A 19,152-nucleotide genomic window follows, 5' to 3' on the forward strand; every position below is an offset into this window, starting at 1 on the left:
ATGGACGCGCGCAACCGTCCCTCGAGCATGCTCGACGTGCCGCCGGCAGGCGAGATCTGCCGTATGTCGGCGGTCGAGCTGGCGAGCAGGATCAGGGCCCGGCAGCTTTCCGCGCGCGAGGTGGCGACCGCCTTCCTCGACCGCATCGAGGCCGTGAACCCTGAGGTCAATGCGATCGTGTCGCTGCGCGACCGCGCCGACATCCTCGCCGAGGCCGACGCCGCGGACGGCGCGCTGGCGAAAGGCGCGGCCCCCGGCCCGCTCCACGGCCTGCCCATAGCGATAAAGGACCTGGCCCTGACCAAGGGCCTGAAAACCACCTTCGGCTCGCCGATCTTCGCCGATTTCGTGCCCGACGAGGACGATTTCTTCGTCGAGCGCATGCGCGCGGCCGGCGCCATCCTCATCGGCAAGACCAACACGCCTGAATTCGGCCTCGGCTCGAACACCTATAACAACGTTTTCGGCGCGACCCTCAACGCCTTCGACCCCGCGCTGACGGCCGGCGGATCGAGCGGCGGCGCGGCGGTGGCGCTGGCGCTTCACATGGTGCCTGTGGCCGACGGCAGCGATTTCGGCGGCTCGTTGCGCAACCCCGCCGCCTTCAACAATGTCTTCGGCCTGCGTCCCTCGCAGGGGCTGGTGCCGGCCGGGCCGACGAACGAGGTGTTCCATTCGCAGATGGGCATCGAGGGGCCGATGGGCCGCAATGTGCGCGACATGGCGCTGCTGCTCGACGTGCAGGCCGGCCACGATGCGCGCTCGCCGCTCTCTCTTGACGACGAATCCTCCTATCTCGACCGCCTCGGCAACGCGCCCGAGGGCGGCCGCATCGCCTGGTTCGGCGACCTCGGCGGGCACCTACCGGTCGAGCCCGGCATTCTCAACCTGTGCGAGGCGGGCCTGCGGCGCTTCGCCGATATCGGCTTTGTCAGCGAACCCCTCGTGCCGGAATTCGACTTCGAGGCACTGTGGCGTGCCTTCGTCACGCTGCGCCAGGCCACGAGCGGCTGCGAACTGAAGGCGCATTTCGACAATCCCGCCCGGCGCGATCTCCTGAAGCCCGAGGCGATCTGGGAGATCTTGGGCGCGATGCGCCTTAGCGCGCCGCAGGTGCACGCCGCCTCCACCACCCGTTCCAGGTGGCACGCGACGCTGCTGAAGCTTTTCGAGCGCTTCGACCTTGTGGCGCTGCCCACCGCGCAGGTGTTTCCCTTCCCGGCCGGCACGAACTGGCCGCAGGAGGTCGCCGGCCGGACGATGGACAGCTACCATCGCTGGATGGAAGTCTCGGCCTATGCCACGCTGGCCGGCTGCCCCGCCGTCAACGTGCCGGTGGGCTTCGACACGCAAGGTCGGCCTATGGGCATGCAGCTCATCGGCCGCCCGCGCGGCGACCTCGCCGTATTGCAGGCGGCCGCTGCCTATGAGACCGTGCTGCCGTGGGCGGCGGGGGCATGACGGCTTAGCGCCCCCGCGGCCAGCTTCGGCGAAGCGGGAGGAGAGGGAATACCGCGCGGCGCTTGCCGGCCGAGTGCCGCTCAAAGTGGCGCAACGCGGCAACGTTCTGCCGCCATGCGCGCAATCTGAACCGAACTCTCCGACAGGCGAAGATTGTTCTGGATCATAAACTCTATCGATTGCCGCATGATGTCGCTCTGGACAGCGCCAAGTTCGACCAGCGTGCGGCATCTGAGCAGGCGCTCGGCGTTTTCGACGTTGCGCATAACGCCCGAGCGAAACGAGTCCGTCCAGATGTGGGCGAGTTCATGCCCGCCGTCAGCCAACGCCGTGCCACACTGCAAGATCGCGTCAAGGTTGCGCGTGGTGTTGTGCGTGACGTTCCGAGCGTGCTCGTCGCCACTGGCAAGACCGAATATGGTCGCGACCTGGTCCATGGAGCGCTGGACTGCCTGGGTCGAGAACTGGATGATTTCAGCCCCGGCCTCAACGCCACGCTTGCTCGCGGCCGCGACCTTCTCCGCAGTGGCGTGAACCGCCTCGGTGGCGGCTTGGTCGCTCAGCAGCGCTGTCTCCCGGGGGGATGACTTCCTCGCAGGGTCTTCCTGAATACTCATAGTTTTCTCCCGCTGGATAGTGAGGATGATCAGAGGCGGTGTTCTTGGTCCGGGCGCACCCGGAGGCGACACGTCATCGCAAACAAGGACGTCTTCAGTTGCGATGCAGCATGGTGTCGTCCTGCGATGCAACAAGCTATCGCCGAGTCGGTATCGGTTGGCACAGCGCCATATATGGCCCGCGAACAAAGCGGCAAGGTCAGCTTGCTTGCGATAGCAGAGCACCTCTGGACAGTTCCCCAGCGGAATGCATTGATCGTCCCCTGAACGGGGAACAAAAGCATGTCGCCGGAAATCTATGCCGCCTATGTCCTTGCCTGCATCGTCATCATCCTGGTGCCGGGTCCGACCGTCACGCTGATCATCGCCTCCAGCATGCGCCACGGCACGCGCGCGGGCCTGCTCAACGTCGCCGGCACGCAGGCGGGCATTGCCCTCATGATCGGCATCGTCGGCATCGGCCTCACCTCCATGATCGAGTCGGCCGGCCACTGGTTCGAGTGGCTGCGGCTGTTGGGTGCGGCATACCTGATATGGATGGGTTGGCAGATGCTGCGCGCCGGCGGTCGGCTGGCCGAGGGCGCCGCGCCGGTGCCGCCGCGCGGCGGCTTTTTCCTGCAGGGCTTTCTGGTCGCCATCAGCAATCCCAAGACGCTGATCTTCTTTGGCGCCTTCATCCCGCAGTTCCTCGATCCGACGGGCAACTACCCGCTGCAGATCGTCATCATGGGCGCCACCGCGCTGGTTTTCGCGGCGATGTCGGATTCCACCTATGCCATGCTGGCCGGCCGCGCCGGCCGCGCGCTTTCGGCCAGCCGCATCCGGCTGCTCTCGCGCCTCAGCGGCAGTTTTCTGATCGGCGGCGGACTGTGGCTGGCCTTTTCACGGAAGTGAGGCGAGCGCTACCGCAGCGCCCCCTCCCGGCCCTTCGGGCCACCCTCCCCTCAAGGGGGGAGGGTAAGCGCCGCGCGAAGCCGCTGCTACAGCCTCGCCAGCCTTTCGGTCAGCAGGTCGAAGAAGCCCTCGTGATCGATGTCGCGCATGACCATCGCGTTCTTTCCACGCGCGGTGACGCCCCACCAGTCGATCACGGTCATGCCCATGGTGAGCTCGGAGCCGATCTCGACCTCGACATTGCAGTTGCGGCCCTTGAACAGCTCGGGCTTGAGCAGGTAGGCGATGACGCAGGGGTCGTGCAGCGGGCCGCCGTCGGTGCCGTACTTCTCCTCGTCATAGCGCTCGAAGAAGTCGAGCAACTCCGCGGTGGCGGTGCCGACCCGGGTGCCCATGGCGCGGAACCTTGCCACGCGCTTGGCCGTGGTCAGCGCCTTGTGGGTGACGTCGAGCGGCATCATGACGATCGGCACGCCGGAGCGGAACACCACGTCGGCCGCATGCGGATCGACATATATGTTGAATTCGCCCACCGGCGTAACGTTGCCGCCCTCGAAGAAGCCGCCGCCCATCAGCACGATCTGCTTGATGCGCTTGGCGATCTGCGGCTCGCGCACCAGCGCCAACGCGATGTTGGTAAGGGGGCCGAGCGGGCAGAGCGTGACGGTGCCGGCCTCTTCCTTCATCAGCGTCTCGACGATGAAGTCGACCGCGTGCTGCTCCTGCAGCTTCATCGTCGGCTCGGGCAGGTCCGGACCGTCGAGGCCGGTCTTGCCGTGGACATGCTCGGCCGTCACCAGAGGACGCACCACGGGGCGTATGGCGCCGGCGTAGACCTTGGTGTCGGTCTTGCCGGCGAGCTCGCAGACCTTGAGCGCGTTCTTGGTGGTGAGGTGCAGGGGAACGTTCCCGGCGACGGCGGTGATGCCGAGGATTTCCAGCTCCGGGCTGGCCAGGGCCAGCAGGATAGCTACGGCGTCGTCCTGGCCGGGGTCGGTGTCGATGATGATCTTTTGAGTGTCGGCCATCCGAATTCCTTCACATGATAGGCACAGGCTTGAACTTGTTGGCGGGGCGGACCATATCAGGATCGACGGGAAAAATGCCACTAGGGTTTTTCCTTTTGAGGTCGCTCTTAGAGGACGAAAATGAGTCGCATGACGCCTTTCTCGAGCCCGCTACTGCTCGGGTTCGATGCAATGGAAAAGACGCTGGAGCGCCTGGCGAAGTCGGGCGATAGCTATCCACCCTACAACATCGAACGCATCCGGCATTCCGAAGGCAATGGCGAGACGCTGCGCATCACGCTGGCGGTGGCCGGCTTCTGCGAGGAAAATCTGGACGTCACCACCGAGGAAAACCAGCTCGTCGTGCGCGGCCGGCAGAATGACGACACGGAACGCGAGTTCCTGCACCGCGGCATAGCCGCCAGGCAGTTCCAGCGGACCTTCGTGCTGGCGGACGGCATGCGGGTCATCGGTGCCGAACTCAAGAACGGTCTTCTGTCGATCGACCTCGACCGCCCGGAGCCTGAGCGCTTCGTACGGAAAATAAACATTTCGGTGAAAGACTGATCTCACCGGAACAAGCAGCTCTACAGCGGGTTTGGTCCGTTGGACGCCCCGCAAAAAGGAGGCTCACCATGACATACCATGATCCGAGACACGCTCTCACCCAGGCCGAACTCGCCCATCTCGGCGAAGGCTCCCTGGCATATCTCCGCAAAATCGACAGCGACGAGCTGAAGGGCAAGTTCCCGAGCTTGCAGGAAATCGCCTCCGGCATGGAGATCTGGGCCTTGTTCGCCGCTAATGGACAGCCGCTACTCCTGTCGGACGCCCGCGACACCGCCATTGCCGGCGCTCTTGAAAATCACCTCACCCCGCTCGCGATCAACTAAGCGGCGGCTGGCAAAACGAAGGGCGGCCCTAAGGCCGCCCGACGCTGAATTCTCCAAAAGATCAGATCAGGCCGCGTGGGCCTGCGCATCCGAAAGCAGCGCGTGGATCGCCGAAGCGTCGCGCGTGCCGCGAATCTTGGCCACCGTGTCGGCGTCACGCAGAACGCGCGCGATGCGCGACAGCGCCTTCAGATGATCCGCGCCCGCCCCCTCGGGCGCCAGCAGCAGGAACACGAGGTCGACAGGCTGGTCGTCCAGCGCCTCGAACTCGACCGGCGACTCCAGCCGTGCGAACACGCCGGTGATGCGCTTGACCCCCGCCAGCTTGCCGTGGGGGATGGCGATGCCATTGCCGACGCCGGTAGACCCCAGACGCTCACGCTGGAGGATGGTGTCGAACACTTCCCGCTCGCTCAAACCGGTAATGGCCGAAGCCCGTTCGGCCAGAAGCTGCAAGAGCTGCTTCTTGGAATTCGCCTTCAAGGCCGGCATTATCGCCTGAACCTCGATCAGATCGCTCAGATCCATGCCCAATATCCTTTCTCTGCCCGGTCGCCCGAACCCCAAATCGGTGCTCCGGCCAGGAGACGTTTCTTATCCCTGCGCGATTTTCGTCGTCGAAGGGTCGATCCACCCGATATTTCCGTCCGGCCTCCTGTAGACGATATTGACCTGTTCATTCCCGGCGTTGCGAAACACGAAGACCGGGCTATCCTTGGTGTCGAGCTCGATCACCGCCGACGCCACCGACATGGTCTTCAGCGGCATGGTCGTCTCCGCGACGATGGCCGGCGCGTAGTCTTCCGGCACCTCCTCCTCGTCCTCGTCCAGAGCCGCCATGACCGTATAGGCGACGTTCACAGCCGCGCCATTGCCGGCAGCCGGATAATGCGACTTCAGGCGGCGCTTATAGCGACGCAGGCGCTTCTCAAGACGCTCGGCAGCGGCGTCGAATGCCGCAGTCGGCTCCTGCGCCTCTCCGGCGGCCTGGAGCGATATACCCGTGTCGAGCCGGATCATGCAGTCGGCCGCGAAACGCGACGTCGATTTCACGACCGTGACATGTCCGGAAAACCCGCCATCGAAGTACTTGCTGATGGCCTCACCGATCCGATCCTCGATGCGCAGACGGAACGCATCGCCGATATCCATGTGCTTTCCCGAAACGCGTAGAGTCATCTGAAAACTGACCTTCCTGCTCAGACTTCACATTCTTTCGAGTTTATACCCGTGGTGGGCGCACACAAGGTTCACGGCGGATCTCACGCCGAATTTAAGCCTGAACTTTCCGCTTAATCACAAGCCGTCTCCAGACGGAGCATCTATTCCCGGGCAACCGCCCCTTTCCTTGCGGGCGGGCTTCTAGTCACTTCCCCAGAGCTTGTCAATGAAGGCCCCAACGGGCACCCCCGCGGGGTGTGAATTACCGTCCGGCGGCGGCCAGCGCCCGCTTCTCGCGCCGGCGCTGCACCGACGAGGGAATGTTCATACTTTCCCGATACTTGGCGACGGTGCGCCGGGCGATGTCGACGCCCTCCCGCTGCAGGATATCCACAATCGCGTCGTCGGACAGAACTTCGCTCGGCTGCTCCTCGGCAATGAGCTGCCGAATGCGGTCGCGCACTGCTTCGGCCGAATGGGCGTCGCCCTCGCCAGCCGAAGCGATCGCAGCGGTAAAGAAATAACGGAGCTCGAAAACCCCGCGCGGAGTGAGCATGTACTTATTGGAGGTGACCCGGCTGACCGTCGATTCATGCATGCCGATGGCCTCCGCAACGGTGCGCAGGTTGAGCGGACGCAGGTGCCTGACACCATGCATTAGGAAGGCGTCCTGTTGGCGCACGATCTCGGACGCGACCTTCAGGATGGTCTTGGCGCGCTGGTCGAGGCTGCGGGTCAACCAGCTGGCATTCTGCAGACATTCGGCCAGGAAATCCTTCTCGGCCTGATCCTTCGCCTGGGCCGAAACCTGGGCGAAATAGACGTTGTCGACGAGCACGCGCGGCAGCGTTTCGGGATTCAACTCCACCGCCCACCCGCCATCGCCGGCGGCCCGCACCTCCACATCGGGTACGATGGTATCCGCGCTGCCACCGGAAAAGGCCATGCCGGGCCGCGGATCGAGGCGCCGGATCTCGGCCATCATGTCCACGAGGTCCTCTTCGTCGACGCCGCAGAGCTTTTTCAAGGCGTGGAAGTCACGGCGGGCGAGCAGGTCGAGATTGTCGAGCAATGCGCGCATCGCCGGGTCGAGCCGGTCCTTGCGGGCGAGCTGGAGCGCCAGGCATTCGGCCAGGTCGCGTGCGAAAAGACCCGCAGGATCAAAGGTCTGGCAGGTCCGAAGGACGTCGAGGACAGCCGCTTCGCCCGACCCTAGGCGCGTGCCGATCTCCGTCACGTCGGCGCGCATGTAGCCAGCTTCGTCGAGCGCGTCGGCCAGATCGTGCGCGATCAGCCGCACCGACGGGTCGACGAAAGCAAACGCAATCTGTTCGCCCACATGATCGCGCAGCGTCACCGTTGCCGCGAACATGTCCTCCATATCGAAGTCGCTGCCGCCGGAAGGTCCCGCCCCCATACCGGCCGATTTCCACTGCGCGGCGAGATCAGGGCCAAGCCTCTCGGCAACACCGGGATCGTCGGGAAAGACATTCTCCAGCGAACTGTCGAGTTTCTCCGACATGGCCTCGGCGCTCCAGGCCACGTCCGTCCCAACCCAATCCTCGCTGACCTCAGGTGCGGCCTCCGCCCTTTCCGGCACTTCGCCGGCCACTTCGTCGCGCTGCTCGGCACGATCCAGAAGCGGATTGCGTTCGATCTCCTCGTCGACGAAGCGCTCGAGTTCGACATGAGTCATCTGCAGCAGACGGATCGATTGCATCAGCTGCGGCGTCATCACCAACGACTGCGACTGCCGAAGCTGCAATTTGGCCGCAAGCGCCATGATGATGAACTCTACGACCCCGCTTCACCCGCAACGGACAGCTGCAGGCGGATTTCAACCGACCACAGTGAAACTGGCCCGACTTTTGCTTGTCAAGGAAAAGCCGGCGCAAGCTCAAAGTTGTAGCCCGAAAATGGTGCACGAAACGTCACGCCGCCGGCTGGCGATCGGGTCAGAGGGTGAAGCCTTCGCCGAGATAGAGACGGCGCACATCCTGATCGGCGACGATATCCGAAGCCGAACCATGCTTCAGGATTTCGCCCGCATGGATAATGTAGGCGCGATCGATGAGGCCCAGCGTCTCGCGGACATTGTGGTCGGTGATGAGAACGCCAATGCCGCGCTTGGTCAGGTGCCGTACGAGTTGCTGGATGTCGGAGACGGCGATCGGATCGACGCCCGCGAAAGGCTCGTCCAGCAGCATGTAATTGGGACGGCTCGCCAGCGCGCGGGCGATTTCGAGGCGCCGCCGCTCGCCGCCAGACAGGGCGATCGCTGGCGACTTGCGCAGATGCGCAATGTGGAACTCGTCAAGCAGGGAGTCGAGATTGCGCTCGCGCTCCTTGCGGCTCTTCTCGACGACTTCGAGCACCGCGCGGATGTTGTTTTCCACGCTCAGCCCGCGAAAGATCGATGCTTCCTGCGGCAGATAGCCAACACCCAGACGGGCGCGCCGATACATCGGCATCGAGGAGACGTCGAAGCCATCGATCTGGATCGAGCCCTTGTCCACCGGCACAAGGCCCGTGACCATGTAGAAGCAGGTGGTCTTGCCCGCACCGTTGGGGCCAAGCAGCCCGACAGCCTCGCCGGCCCTCACGCCCAGCGACACGCCGTTGACGACGGTCCGGCCCTTGTAGGCCTTGGTCAGGCCCTTCGCGATCAGGGTTCCCTTGAGGTTGCCTGCATCCTTGCGCAAGGCGGGTGCTGCCGGAGTTGGCCGCAAGCGCCCGGACAGGCGCGACAAAAGCGATGGGCGTTGCTGCATTACGGTTTCTGATTTCCAGGCACGGAACCCGGCGTGATCGACATCATGACACGGCCGTTGCCGGTCTCGCCCTTCTGGCAACCTTCGACCTGAGCCTGGCCACTTTTCATGTCGGCCGTCAGCCTGCAGCCTACAAGCACGTTGGTTCCTTCCGAAAGAACCACTTCCTTGCCAGACAGGACCAGCACCTCGGTTTTCATGTCGAAGGTACCGCGATCGCCGGTGGCAACCTGGGTGTTTGACTTCACGTAGACTTTGTCGTCGACTTCCAGCCGATCGATGTTGGCCGAGCCGGTGGCCGCCGAGCCGTCGCCCCTGACATAGTAGACGGTCATCTTGCCCGCCTTCAGCAGCGTCGGCCCCTGAACGACCGTGACATTGCCGCTGAAGATCGCGACATTGTCGGCTTCGCGGACCTCGAGCTTGTCGCTCTCGATCTGGATCGGCTCCTTGCCCGAAAGGCTCAGGCCCGTCAGGCGGCTCTGAGCCTTGTTGTCCTGAGCGAAGCTCTGTGCGGGAGCAACGGCGAGAAGCGCCAGCCCCAAGGCCGCACGCATCGGCAGCCGATTATCACTGAACCACATACTCGCCTCCGCCCGCGTCCTGTCCAGCCTTTAACCGGCCGGGGTCAATGTTCATGCGCACCCGCTTCTCGAACACCAAAACCTTACCATTTTCAAGGATTGTCATCGAATCCGAGGTAATCTTGGCACCCTGAAGCTGGATGTCGATGGGATCGTCCGTCTTCATTCCGCCCTGGCCAATGTCCAGATAGGCCGATTGCAGCTTCGCAACCATGCCATTGGCCGTAGTGATGGTCATCTCGCTGGTGATGTCGAGAGTGTTGTTGTCGCGATCATAGACACCATGCGGAGCGTCGACCATCGCCCAATTTTCCGCATCGATCGGCAGCTTGGCGGCGATCCCCTCGAGCTGGACGACACCTTCGCTCTTCAGATCCTGGATCGCACGAGACGCGCTCATCTTGTAGGGCCGATTGTCCTTGGTGAAGCCCTCGAGCTTGGGATTGGCCATTACCAGCTTGCCGTTGGAATAGGCCGAGCCGTCGGTCTCCACGGCCACAGCCGCGGGGCGCGCCATATAGGAATAGCCGACGAAGCCGACCGCCATCAGAACGGCCAGGACAGGCAGCGCGCCCTTGAGAAAGCGGACCCGGTAGGAATGCCGCCGCGCGCGCTCGAACGCCGTGCGAAGCTGCGGGCTCGCTCCGCCCGCCGAACTCGCGAACGGAAACTCACCGCTGGTCGTTTCTATCGGTCGCGCCAACTTACTGCCTTCTGCTGTCCGGCATCCATGCCGGTTTGGTTGCCATTGCGAGTATCCCGTCCCGCGCGGGAAGCATCAAACAATTGAAAGCCACAAAATTGTGGCCTTATGTCTCAACAATATCCGCACATGCCAACAGACTGGCTCCCAGTCTGGAAGAATGTTGATCAAATTCCATCGAATACAAGCCCGCCCGGTCGATTCATCACATGACGACCGTCCCAGCCTCCGATGGAACCACCCAAGCTCCCTCGGGTTACACAGCAATATGGTTACTTTTGGGTGAAAATTCAGCCTTTTCGGCTAACCAACCTGCCCGACGGCTGCTTTTGGCCTATGAAAGCGGGTAGCGGTGGCGTGCCGCTTGGACTAGAAACGACCTTCCCGCGACCACGAGGCCAGTATGGTTATGAGAGCCGACGACACGATCGACCGCCGCCATTTGCGGCGCAAGTTGACCTTCTGGCGCATCGTTTCCATCCTCATTGCCGCTATCGGCATCGCATTCGCCTCCATGTGGCTCTATGGCGGTGAACTGGGCACGAGCGCCAGCCACATCGCCAAGGTCTCGATTGACGGCACCATCACTGAAGACGAGGAACTCCTCCAGCGCCTCGACAAGATTGGCAAGTCGACGTCGGTGAAGGCGCTGATCCTGTCGATCGATTCGCCCGGCGGAACCACCGCCGGCGGCGAGGCGATCTTCGACGCAGTCCGCCGAATCGCCGCTGAAAAGCCTGTCGTGGCCCAGGTCGGGACGCTGGCGGCCTCCGCCGGCTACATGATCGCCACCGCATCCGACCACATCGTCGCGCGCAAGACCTCGATCGTCGGCTCGATCGGCGTCCTGGTGCAGTATCCCGACGTCAGCGGGCTCATGGACAAGCTCGGCGTCAAGCTCGAAGAGATCAAGTCATCGCCGCTGAAGGCTGAGCCCTCCCCCTTCAAGCCGACCTCGGATGCGGCGCGCGCCATGATCCGCTCGATGATCCTCGACAGCTACGACTGGTTCGTCGGCCTCGTGGAGGACCGTCGGCCGCTGACGCGGGCGGAAGTGGTGGCGCTTGCCGACGGCTCGGTGTTCACCGGCCGTCAGGCGCTGGAGAAGAAGCTGGTGGACGAACTGGGCGGAGAGACGGAGGCAGTGGCCTGGCTGGCCTCGCAAGGCGTGGACGAGAAACTCAAGGTCATCGAGTGGAAGCCCCGGGGCGGCGGCGCCGCCAGCCTGCTGCTCGGCGGCTCGGTGGGCGGAATGGTGGGCCAGGCGCTTGGCATTCCCAACACCAGCGACGACCTCATGCGCAAGATCGGAGCCGAGCGCTTGTTGCTTGACGGTCTCGTGTCGCTCTGGCACCCTTGAAAATCCTAAGGGCCGGCTTAAAAACAAATAAAATCATACGCATACTTTCACCGAACCATTTGGCGGGGACCGCGCTCATGATCAAATCCGAACTTGTGCAGATCATTGCCTCTCGCAATCCGCATCTGTTTTTGCGAGACGTGGAAAATATCGTCAACGCGATCTTTGACGAGATCACGGACGCGTTGGCCGAGGGCAACCGCGTGGAACTGCGCGGCTTCGGCGCGTTCTCCGTGAAGAACCGTCCGGCCCGGACCGGGCGCAATCCAAGGACCGGCGACTCGGTCGAGGTGGAGGAGAAGTGGGTTCCCTTCTTCAAGACCGGCAAGGAGTTGCGCGAGAGGCTCAACGCCAGCAAATAATAAAGGTGCGCACTACCGTCGCCGCACCTGCGCCGGCCGCATTGGAATAACACATGCTCAACCGCTTCCTGCTCATCGTGGTCTTCGTGCCGCTTGCCATCATCCTGATCGCGCTGGCGGTGGCCAACCGCGCGCCGGTGGCATTCACGCTTGATCCGTTCAACCCGGGCAACCCCGCGCTGACGATGGAGATGCCGCTGTTCGTTCTTTTGTTTGCGGCACTGGCTCTAGGCGTGATCGTGGGCGGAGTGGTCACCTGGTTCAGGCAGGGCCGCTACCGCAAGCTGGCGCGAGTACGGGGCCAGGAACTGCAGATCCTGAGCGAAGGCACGCCACGCCAGCCAGCCGACAAGGCCGGCCTTCCCGCCGCCAAGCCCTGAAACCCGCGGGCGACGGACGGCCTGCTTCATCGACGAGGTGCAGCAATGAAGATGATTTCGGCTGCCGAGGTCGACAAGGCCCTGACCTTTCCTGGCCTTGTGGAGACGCTGCGCCGGGTTTTCCGTGACGGCGCCATCCAGCCGGTGCGCCATCATCACACGGTCGAGCGGCCGACAGGTGCCGCCTCCACGCTGCTGCTGATGCCGGCCTGGACGGACTTCAGCGCAGGCGGCGCAAGCGGCAACGGCCATATCGGTGTGAAGATCGTGACGGTTTCGCCCGACAACAACGCCATCGGCAAGCCGGCGGTGATGGGGCTTTATCTTCTGCTTGACGGTACGACGGGCGAACCGCAGGCGCTGATCGACGGGCAGCGGCTGACGCAGTGGCGCACCGCCTGCGCCTCGGCGCTCGCCGCCAGCTATCTCGCCCGCGAGGACGCTTCCCACCTCGTTGTCGTCGGCGCGGGCGCGCTGGCGCCGTTCCTGGCTCAGGCGCATGCGGCGGTACGACCAATCAAGAAGGTCAGCATCTGGAACCGCACCCACACGAACGCCGAAACCGTCGCCACCGAGCTGCGCGCCAAGGGCTTCGACGCCAGTGCCGTGCAGGACCTCGACGCGGCAATCGCGACGGCCGACATCGTCTCCTGCGCCACCATCTCGACCACGCCCTTGGTCACGGGCGCACTGCTCAAGCCCGGCACGCATCTCGACCTGGTCGGCGCCTTCACGCCAGAAATGCGCGAGAGCGACGACGAGGCGATCCGCCGTGCCCGCGTTTACGTCGACACCCGCGCCGGCGCGACCAAGGAGGCCGGCGACATCGTGCAGCCGCTGGCTTCCGGCGTGCTCAAGAGCGAAGACATCGTGGCCGATTTGCACGAGCTAGCCCAAGGGCAGAAGCTGGGCCGCCGTAGCGCCGACGAAATCACGCTGTTCAAATCGGTGGGTGCCGCGCTGGAAGATCTCGCGGCGGGGATTGCGGTTTACGAGCAGCAATCGCAGGCACAGTAGCGGCGGACGCAGGCAAGTCCCCTTCCACACAGGCGTGCCGGCTCCGGCCGATCACTTGCGCTTTTGTTGCACCGCCCGGTGGGCTGTGGCAGAAGCGCGGCTGCCATAACTGGAGTGTGCATGAAACCCTCTCGTGACAAACGCCGCGACAAGCGCCCGCAGCCCGACCGCACGTCGCAACCAGCGGCCCGGGGCGAACGGTCGGACGCGCCTCGCCGCGCCCCCGAGAAAGCGGAAGCACACGCCGCGCCCGAACCCAAAACCGCTCCCCGCCAGCTCGTGCGCCGCGAAGGCGCCCTGCCCGCCGAGCGGCTGCCGGTGATCCTCGAAGTTGCGCCCAACGATGACTACGCCCTGCTCGACAGCGGCAATGGCGAAAAGCTCGAGCAATACGGCCCCTATCGCATCGTGCGCCCCGAGGGCCAGGCGATCTGGCAGCGCGCGCTGCCGGCCAAGGAATGGAACAATGTCGATGCCGTCTTCACCGGCGACACCGACGAAGAAGGCATGGGCCGCTGGCGCTTTCCAAAAACGCCGCTGGGCGAGACCTGGCCGATGCGCCATGACGGCATCGACTATCTCGGCCGCTTCACCTCCTTCCGCCATGTCGGCGTGTTTCCCGAGCAGGCCTCGCACTGGGACCATATGGCCGGGCTGATCCGCGACGCGAAACGCCCGGTGAAGGTGCTGAACCTGTTCGGCTATACCGGCCTCGCCTCACTTGTCGCCGCCCGAGCCGGTGCGGAAGTGACCCATGTCGATGCCTCGAAAAAGGCCATCGGCTGGGCGCGCGAGAATCAGGAGATTGCGCGCCTCACAGACAAGCCGATCCGCTGGATCTGCGAGGACGCGATGAAATTCGCCGAGCGCGAGGAGCGGCGCGGCAATGCCTATGACATCATCCTGTTCGACCCGCCCGCCTATGGGCGCGGGCCGAAGGGCGAGGTGTGGCAGCTGTTCGAGGACCTGCCGGCGTTGACTGACATCTGCCGCTCGATCCTGACGCCGAAGCCGCTTGCCGTGGTGCTGACGGCCTATTCCATCCGCGCCTCGTTCTTCGCCATCCATGCGCTGATGCGCGACACCTTCGCCAGCATGGGCGGCGTGGTGGAATCGGGCGAGCTCATCATCCGCGAAAAGGCCGGCGGCCGGGCGCTTTCGACATCCCTCTTCTCAAGGTGGCTGGCAAAATGACTGAGCATCGCGCGCCCGGACGGGTCAAGGAAGTCACCAGCCTCGCCAATCCGCTGGTCAAGGACATCAAGGCGCTGGCGCTGAAGAAATTCCGCGACCAGCAGAACGCGTTCATGGCCGAGGGGCTGAAGCTGGTCATCGACGCGCTCGACCTGGGCTGGTCGATCAAGACGCTGATCTTCGCCAAGGCCGGCCTCGGCAATCCGACCATCGAGAAGGTGGCCGCCCGCACGGTTGCCGCCGGCGGCACGGTGCTGGAAGTCTCCGAAAAGGTGCTGACCTCGATCACCCGGCGCGACAACCCGCAGATGGTGGTCGGCGTATTCGCGCAGCGCTATCTGCCGCTGAAAGATATCCGCCCGAAAGACGGTGATGTCTGGGTGGCGCTCGACCGCGTGCGCGACCCCGGCAATCTCGGCACAGTCATCCGCACCGTGGATGCGGTGGGCGCCAAGGGCGTCATCCTGGTGGGCGAAACCACCGACCCCTTCTCGCTGGAAACGGTCCGCGCCACCATGGGCTCGATCTTCGCCGTTCCGGTAGCCAAGGCCACGCCCGAGGCGTTTCTGGGCTGGCGCAAGCATTTCCCCGGCATCGTGGCCGGCACGCATCTCAAGGGCGCGGTCGACTACCGCTCCGTGGATTTCAAAGGCAAGCCAGTCGTGCTCATGATGGGCAACGAGCAGCAGGGCCTGCCCGACATGCTGGCCGAAAGCTGCGACCGGCTGCTGCGCATCCCGCAGGCGGGCCGTGCGGATTCGCTCAACCTGGCTGTCGCCACCGGCGTCATGCTCTACGAGATCCGGCGCGGCGCGCTGAGCCTCGACGCGAGGAGCGGTTCGTGACTTGGAAATCACTGCTGCCCTATGGCTTGCTTGCCGTGTTCGTGGTTGCCGTCGACCAATGGATCAAATTCCTGGTCGAAACCGAACTTTTCATGCATGACATGGTCAGCCTGCTGCCGTTCCTGGCGCTCTATCGCACCTACAACACCGGCGTCGCCTTCTCCATGTTCTCGTCGATCGGCGACAAGGGGCTGATCCTCGTCTCGCTCGCGGTCGTCGCTTTCGTGCTTTATCTGGCGTTCCGCACGGGCCCCAGGCAGGTGCTGTCGCGGATAGGCTTCGCCCTGATCATCGGTGGCGCCGTCGGCAACCTCATCGACCGCGCCGTCTACGGCCATGTCATCGACTACATCCTTTTCCACACGCCGGTCTGGTCCTTTGCCATCTTCAACCTGGCGGACGCCTTCATCACGGTCGGCGCCGGGCTGGTGCTGGTGGACGAACTGATCGGCTGGAGACGCAGCAAGGCGCCTTCTCACGATTGATTTTGCGAAGCGCACGCCGCACAGTCCGCTTCGAGTGAAAAGCGCTGCACGGAGAGCCCGCATGTCCGACACCTTCAAGGCCATCCTGATCACCCGCGACGAGGCCAAGAACCAGTCAGTGGCCGTGACGGAGATCTCTGAGGCGGAACTCATGGAGGGCGACGTCACGGTCGCCGTCGATGCGACCACGGTGAACTACAAGGACGGGCTGGCGATCACCGGTAAGGCGCCGGTGGTGCGGCGGTACCCCATGATTCCCGGTGTCGATTTCGCCGGTACGGTGCTTTCCTCCTCGCATCCCGACTGGAAGGAGGGCGACAAGGTCATCCTCAATGGCTGGGGCCTGGGCGAAACCCATCTCGGCGCCTATGCCGCCAAGGCGCGCGTGAAGGGCGACTGGCTGGTGCCGCTGCCGGAAGGCATGAGCGCGCGCACCGCCATGGCGATCGGCACGGCCGGTTACACGGCGATGCTGTCGGTCATGGCGCTGGAGCGCCATGACCTCACGCCGGATCGTGGCCCCATTGTCGTTACCGGCGCGGCCGGCGGCGTCGGCTCGGTGGCGGTCGCCTTGCTGTCCAAGCTCGGCTACCACGTCATCGCCTCGACCGGACGCCCCGAGGAAAGCGCCTATCTGCATGACCTGGGTGCCGCCGAGATTATTGCCCGCGAAGAGCTTTCCGGGCCGGCCAAACCGCTCAACAAGGAGCGCTGGGCGGGCGGCGTCGATGCCGTCGGCAGCCACACGCTGGCCAATGTGCTGTCGATGACCTCTTATGGCGGTGCGATCGCCGCCTGCGGGCTGGCGCAGGGCATGGACCTGCCCGGCAGTGTCGCCCCCTTCATCCTGCGTGGCGTATCGCTGCTTGGCATCGACTCGGTCATGGCGCCGAAGGAACTGCGGCTCGAGGCCTGGCAGCGACTTGCCACCGATCTCGACCACGCCAAGCTGGAAAGGTTCGCGACCCGGATCGGCTTCGATGGCATCATCCAGGCCGCCCGCGACATTGTCGAAGGGAAGATCAGGGGGCGCGTCGTCGTCGAGATGTGACCCTCTACAGGCCGGACGCAGAGGTATTTCGGCCGACTGCTAAAATTCGAACATTCCGTCCAAAGCTTCCATAAGGCTCACCGCATACAATTGCCGTATGAAGACGGATTCCATCATCATCGAACTGGACGAAAGCGGAGCGGCGCCCGCGCGCGAGCACAGCTTGCTGCTCCGGCACGTGATGCCGCCGCCGCTTGCGCCGGATCTGCCGAAGCATAAGGTCCTCGCTCTTGGCGGCGTCATTATCGCCGCTGCCCTGGCCTCTTCCGGCATCGCCTGGCTGCTCGGCGCTCCCAGCGAGGTCAACCTTGGCCTGTTGGGGCTGAGTTCGGCCGGACTTGCTCTCGCCGCGGCATACTACGCCGGAAAGAGTGCCGCGGGCGCTTCTCCCGGGGCCGGGACGGAACAGGCCGAAATCGAGGCTCTCGCCGACCGGATGTGGGAGCTGCAGGAAAACGAGGAGCGCTTCCACGGCCTTATCGACGCGCTCGGCGACCTGGTCATCCACCGTGACCGCGAAGGCAGCATCGTCTATGCCAACAAGGTCTTCGCCGACCTGCTGGAACTGGACAAGAGCGAGATTTCCGGGCGCATGCTTGCCGATCTCGGGGTCGAGGTTGGCCTCGTTCCCGACGCGGCGTTCGCCAGCGGCGAATGTCTAAGCTCGACTGACGTCGAGATTCACGCGCCGGGCGGGTCGCGCTGGTTTTCGTGGATCGAGCTCTCCGTGCGCCATAAGGAGAGCGATGCGGCGTCTCACCGGGCGATCGCCCGTGACATTACGGCCCGCAAGCGCGCCGAAGCGGCGCTCATCAATGCGCGCGAGCGCGCCGAGCATGCCAGCCAGGCCAAATCGCGCTTCCTCGCGACCGTGAGTCACGAGATCCGGACGCCGATGAACGGCATCATGGGCATGGCCAAGCTGCTGGCCGACACCGAGCTGTCACCGGAGCAGCGCACCTATGTCGGTGCAGTGTCCACCTCGGCAAGCGCATTGCTGGCTTTGATCGAGGACCTGCTCGACTATTCCAAGATCGAGGCCGGGCGGTTCGAGCCGGAGCCGCAGCCGATGTCACCCCGCGAGATCGTCGAAAGTGTCGTCGAGCTCCTGGCCGCACGCGCCTTCGCCAAGGGCATCGGCATCGGTTGCCATGTCTCTCCCGACGTCCCCCAGGCGATCACCGCCGATCCGGGGCGGGTGCGGCAGGTTCTGCTCAACCTGATCGGCAATGCCGTCAAGTTCACCGACAACGGCGGCGTGCTGGTGACGGTAGCGCCCGCTGCAGACAAACCCGGCATGCTGCGTTTCGCGGTCGCCGACACCGGGACCGGGCTGCAGGAGGCGGACCTGGAGCGCGTCTTCGACGAGTTCGAGCAGGCCGACGGCACCTCGACCCGCGCCTATGGCGGGGCGGGGCTTGGCCTGGCCATCTCCAGGGGCATCGTGCAGTCGATGGGCGGCGATATCGAGGTCACCAGCGAATACGGCAAGGGCTCGGAATTTTCCTTCACCATCCCGGCCGCCGAAGCAGTTCATGGCGACAACGTTCGCGGCGAGGTGCTTGCGGGGCGCCGGGCCGTGATGCTGACGTCCAACCGGACCGAGGCGGAAGCGATTGCTCGCACCATCGCGGCGCATGGCGGAACCATGGAGGTCGCCGAAAACACGGAGCAAGCCACGGCACTGCCGGAGGATTGCGACACGCTCCTGATCGACGCCGCGCTGGAGAATGCCGAGGGCGATACCCTGAAAGAGCTGCGTTTGGCAGGCTTCGGCGCCTGCGACGCGATCACCGTGATCGCCCCTAACGAGCGAGGCATGTTGGCGGATTTCCGCCGCAACGGCTATTCGACATTTCTGGCGCGACCGGTGCGCAGCGAAACGCTGCTGCGCGTGCTCCTCTCGGCCGTGGCGGCACCTTCCGCCATGCCGTCGGCGCCTGAGTCGAAGAACGGCGAAGCCTCGAAACATGAGGAGACGGAGCTATCCATCCTTATCGCCGAGGACAATGACATCAACGCCCTGCTGGCCCGCATCACGCTGCTCAAGGCAGGCCACAAGGTCGATGTGGTCGGAAACGGCAAGGCCGCAGTGGAGGCGGTAACCAGCGCCACCACACGCTACGATGTCGTGCTGATGGACCTGCACATGCCGATCATGGACGGCCTCGACGCAATCGCGGCCATCCGCCGGCACGAGGCGGAAACCGCCGCCGCGCCGGTCCCGATCATGGTTCTCACCGCCGACAGCCAGGAAAAGACCCGGCATACGGTGCTGGCGCATGGCGCAAATGGCTTCGTGACCAAGCCGATCGACCCCGACGCACTGGTGCAGGCGATCGCCGAGCAGGCGACGCTCTGATCCTC

21 protein-coding genes are annotated in these 19,152 nt (G+C 64.3%); 13 read left to right on the forward strand and 8 right to left on the reverse strand.

The window, feature by feature from the left end:
* Positions 1-1,461: an amidase gene (locus ABLE85_RS19775; RefSeq protein WP_348794430.1), complete on the forward strand. Its 1,461-nt coding sequence runs from the start codon at positions 1-3 to the stop codon at positions 1,459-1,461.
* 80 nt (positions 1,462-1,541) lie between these two features.
* Here ABLE85_RS19775 and ABLE85_RS19780 read toward each other — a convergent pair whose 3' ends face one another.
* Positions 1,542-2,078, reverse strand: a complete 537-nt coding sequence (locus ABLE85_RS19780; RefSeq protein WP_348794431.1) for a phasin family protein — start codon at positions 2,076-2,078, stop codon at positions 1,542-1,544.
* Between the two features lie 282 nt (positions 2,079-2,360).
* Between ABLE85_RS19780 and ABLE85_RS19785 the strand changes: the two genes are divergently transcribed.
* Complete coding sequence (locus tag ABLE85_RS19785) at positions 2,361-2,972, forward strand: LysE family translocator (RefSeq protein ID WP_348794432.1); 612 nt, start codon at positions 2,361-2,363, stop codon at positions 2,970-2,972.
* Positions 2,973-3,058: 86 nt separating this feature from the next.
* Here the strand turns inward: ABLE85_RS19785 and ABLE85_RS19790 are convergent, their stop codons facing one another.
* Entirely contained in the window at positions 3,059-4,000 is a 942-nt protein-coding gene (locus ABLE85_RS19790) for a nucleoside hydrolase (RefSeq protein ID WP_348794433.1), read from the reverse strand.
* Between the two features lie 120 nt (positions 4,001-4,120).
* On the opposite strand from ABLE85_RS19790, the gene ABLE85_RS19795 reads away from it, so the two are divergent.
* Positions 4,121-4,546 (forward strand): Hsp20 family protein, encoded by a 426-nt coding sequence (locus ABLE85_RS19795; RefSeq protein WP_348794434.1) that lies wholly within the window; start codon positions 4,121-4,123, stop codon positions 4,544-4,546.
* A 68-nt stretch (positions 4,547-4,614) separates the two neighbouring features.
* Positions 4,615-4,872, forward strand: coding sequence for a DUF1150 family protein (locus ABLE85_RS19800; RefSeq protein ID WP_348794435.1), 258 nt, complete (start codon positions 4,615-4,617; stop codon positions 4,870-4,872).
* Positions 4,873-4,938: 66 nt separating this feature from the next.
* Here ABLE85_RS19800 and ptsN read toward each other — a convergent pair whose 3' ends face one another.
* From ptsN to lptC, 6 genes are all read right to left on the reverse strand, one after another.
* Positions 4,939-5,400 (reverse strand): PTS IIA-like nitrogen regulatory protein PtsN, encoded by a 462-nt coding sequence (ptsN, locus tag ABLE85_RS19805; RefSeq protein WP_348794436.1) that lies wholly within the window; start codon positions 5,398-5,400, stop codon positions 4,939-4,941.
* Positions 5,401-5,466: 66 nt separating this feature from the next.
* Complete coding sequence (gene raiA / locus ABLE85_RS19810; protein ID WP_348794437.1) at positions 5,467-6,051, reverse strand: ribosome-associated translation inhibitor RaiA; 585 nt, start codon at positions 6,049-6,051, stop codon at positions 5,467-5,469.
* A gap of 244 nt (positions 6,052-6,295) precedes the next feature.
* Positions 6,296-7,816 carry an RNA polymerase factor sigma-54 gene (gene rpoN / locus ABLE85_RS19815; RefSeq protein WP_348794438.1) on the reverse strand — a complete coding sequence of 507 codons (1,521 nt, stop codon included), beginning with the start codon at positions 7,814-7,816 and terminating at the stop codon, positions 6,296-6,298.
* Positions 7,817-7,988: 172 nt separating this feature from the next.
* Positions 7,989-8,804 (reverse strand): LPS export ABC transporter ATP-binding protein, encoded by an 816-nt coding sequence (gene lptB, locus ABLE85_RS19820; protein ID WP_348794439.1) that lies wholly within the window; start codon positions 8,802-8,804, stop codon positions 7,989-7,991.
* Positions 8,804-9,361 carry an LptA/OstA family protein gene (locus ABLE85_RS19825; protein ID WP_348794599.1) on the reverse strand — a complete coding sequence of 186 codons (558 nt, stop codon included), beginning with the start codon at positions 9,359-9,361 and terminating at the stop codon, positions 8,804-8,806. The genes lptB and ABLE85_RS19825 overlap by 1 nt, the downstream gene beginning before the upstream one ends.
* Before the next feature lie 13 nt (positions 9,362-9,374).
* The gene (lptC, locus tag ABLE85_RS19830; protein ID WP_348794440.1) at positions 9,375-9,935 is read right to left on the reverse strand and encodes an LPS export ABC transporter periplasmic protein LptC; all 561 of its coding nucleotides are present in this window, start codon (positions 9,933-9,935) and stop codon (positions 9,375-9,377) included.
* A gap of 559 nt (positions 9,936-10,494) precedes the next feature.
* Here lptC and sppA point away from each other — a divergent pair.
* From sppA to ABLE85_RS19875, 9 genes are all read left to right on the forward strand, one after another.
* Positions 10,495-11,451, forward strand: a complete 957-nt coding sequence (gene sppA, locus ABLE85_RS19835; RefSeq protein ID WP_348794441.1) for a signal peptide peptidase SppA — start codon at positions 10,495-10,497, stop codon at positions 11,449-11,451.
* A gap of 77 nt (positions 11,452-11,528) precedes the next feature.
* Positions 11,529-11,813 carry an integration host factor subunit beta gene (locus ABLE85_RS19840; RefSeq protein ID WP_348794442.1) on the forward strand — a complete coding sequence of 95 codons (285 nt, stop codon included), beginning with the start codon at positions 11,529-11,531 and terminating at the stop codon, positions 11,811-11,813.
* Positions 11,814-11,866: 53 nt separating this feature from the next.
* Entirely contained in the window at positions 11,867-12,193 is a 327-nt protein-coding gene (locus ABLE85_RS19845) for a lipopolysaccharide assembly protein LapA domain-containing protein (RefSeq protein WP_348794443.1), read from the forward strand.
* A 45-nt stretch (positions 12,194-12,238) separates the two neighbouring features.
* On the forward strand, positions 12,239-13,210 hold the full coding sequence (locus tag ABLE85_RS19850; RefSeq protein ID WP_348794444.1) for an ornithine cyclodeaminase family protein: 972 nt from the start codon (positions 12,239-12,241) through the stop codon (positions 13,208-13,210).
* Positions 13,211-13,330: 120 nt separating this feature from the next.
* Positions 13,331-14,404: a class I SAM-dependent rRNA methyltransferase gene (locus ABLE85_RS19855; protein ID WP_348794445.1), complete on the forward strand. Its 1,074-nt coding sequence runs from the start codon at positions 13,331-13,333 to the stop codon at positions 14,402-14,404.
* Positions 14,401-15,249, forward strand: a complete 849-nt coding sequence (locus tag ABLE85_RS19860) for an RNA methyltransferase (protein ID WP_348794446.1) — start codon at positions 14,401-14,403, stop codon at positions 15,247-15,249. The genes ABLE85_RS19855 and ABLE85_RS19860 overlap by 4 nt, the downstream gene beginning before the upstream one ends.
* Complete coding sequence (lspA, locus tag ABLE85_RS19865) at positions 15,246-15,734, forward strand: signal peptidase II (protein WP_348794447.1); 489 nt, start codon at positions 15,246-15,248, stop codon at positions 15,732-15,734. The genes ABLE85_RS19860 and lspA overlap by 4 nt, the downstream gene beginning before the upstream one ends.
* A 61-nt stretch (positions 15,735-15,795) precedes the next feature.
* Complete coding sequence (locus tag ABLE85_RS19870; protein WP_348794448.1) at positions 15,796-16,785, forward strand: MDR family oxidoreductase; 990 nt, start codon at positions 15,796-15,798, stop codon at positions 16,783-16,785.
* 97 nt (positions 16,786-16,882) lie between these two features.
* Positions 16,883-19,147: an ATP-binding protein gene (locus ABLE85_RS19875; protein WP_348794449.1), complete on the forward strand. Its 2,265-nt coding sequence runs from the start codon at positions 16,883-16,885 to the stop codon at positions 19,145-19,147.
* The last annotated feature ends 5 nt before the right edge of the window (positions 19,148-19,152 follow it).

This window comes from Mesorhizobium sp. KR1-2, assembly GCF_040045035.1.
Classification (GTDB): Bacteria; Pseudomonadota; Alphaproteobacteria; order Rhizobiales; family Rhizobiaceae; genus Pseudaminobacter.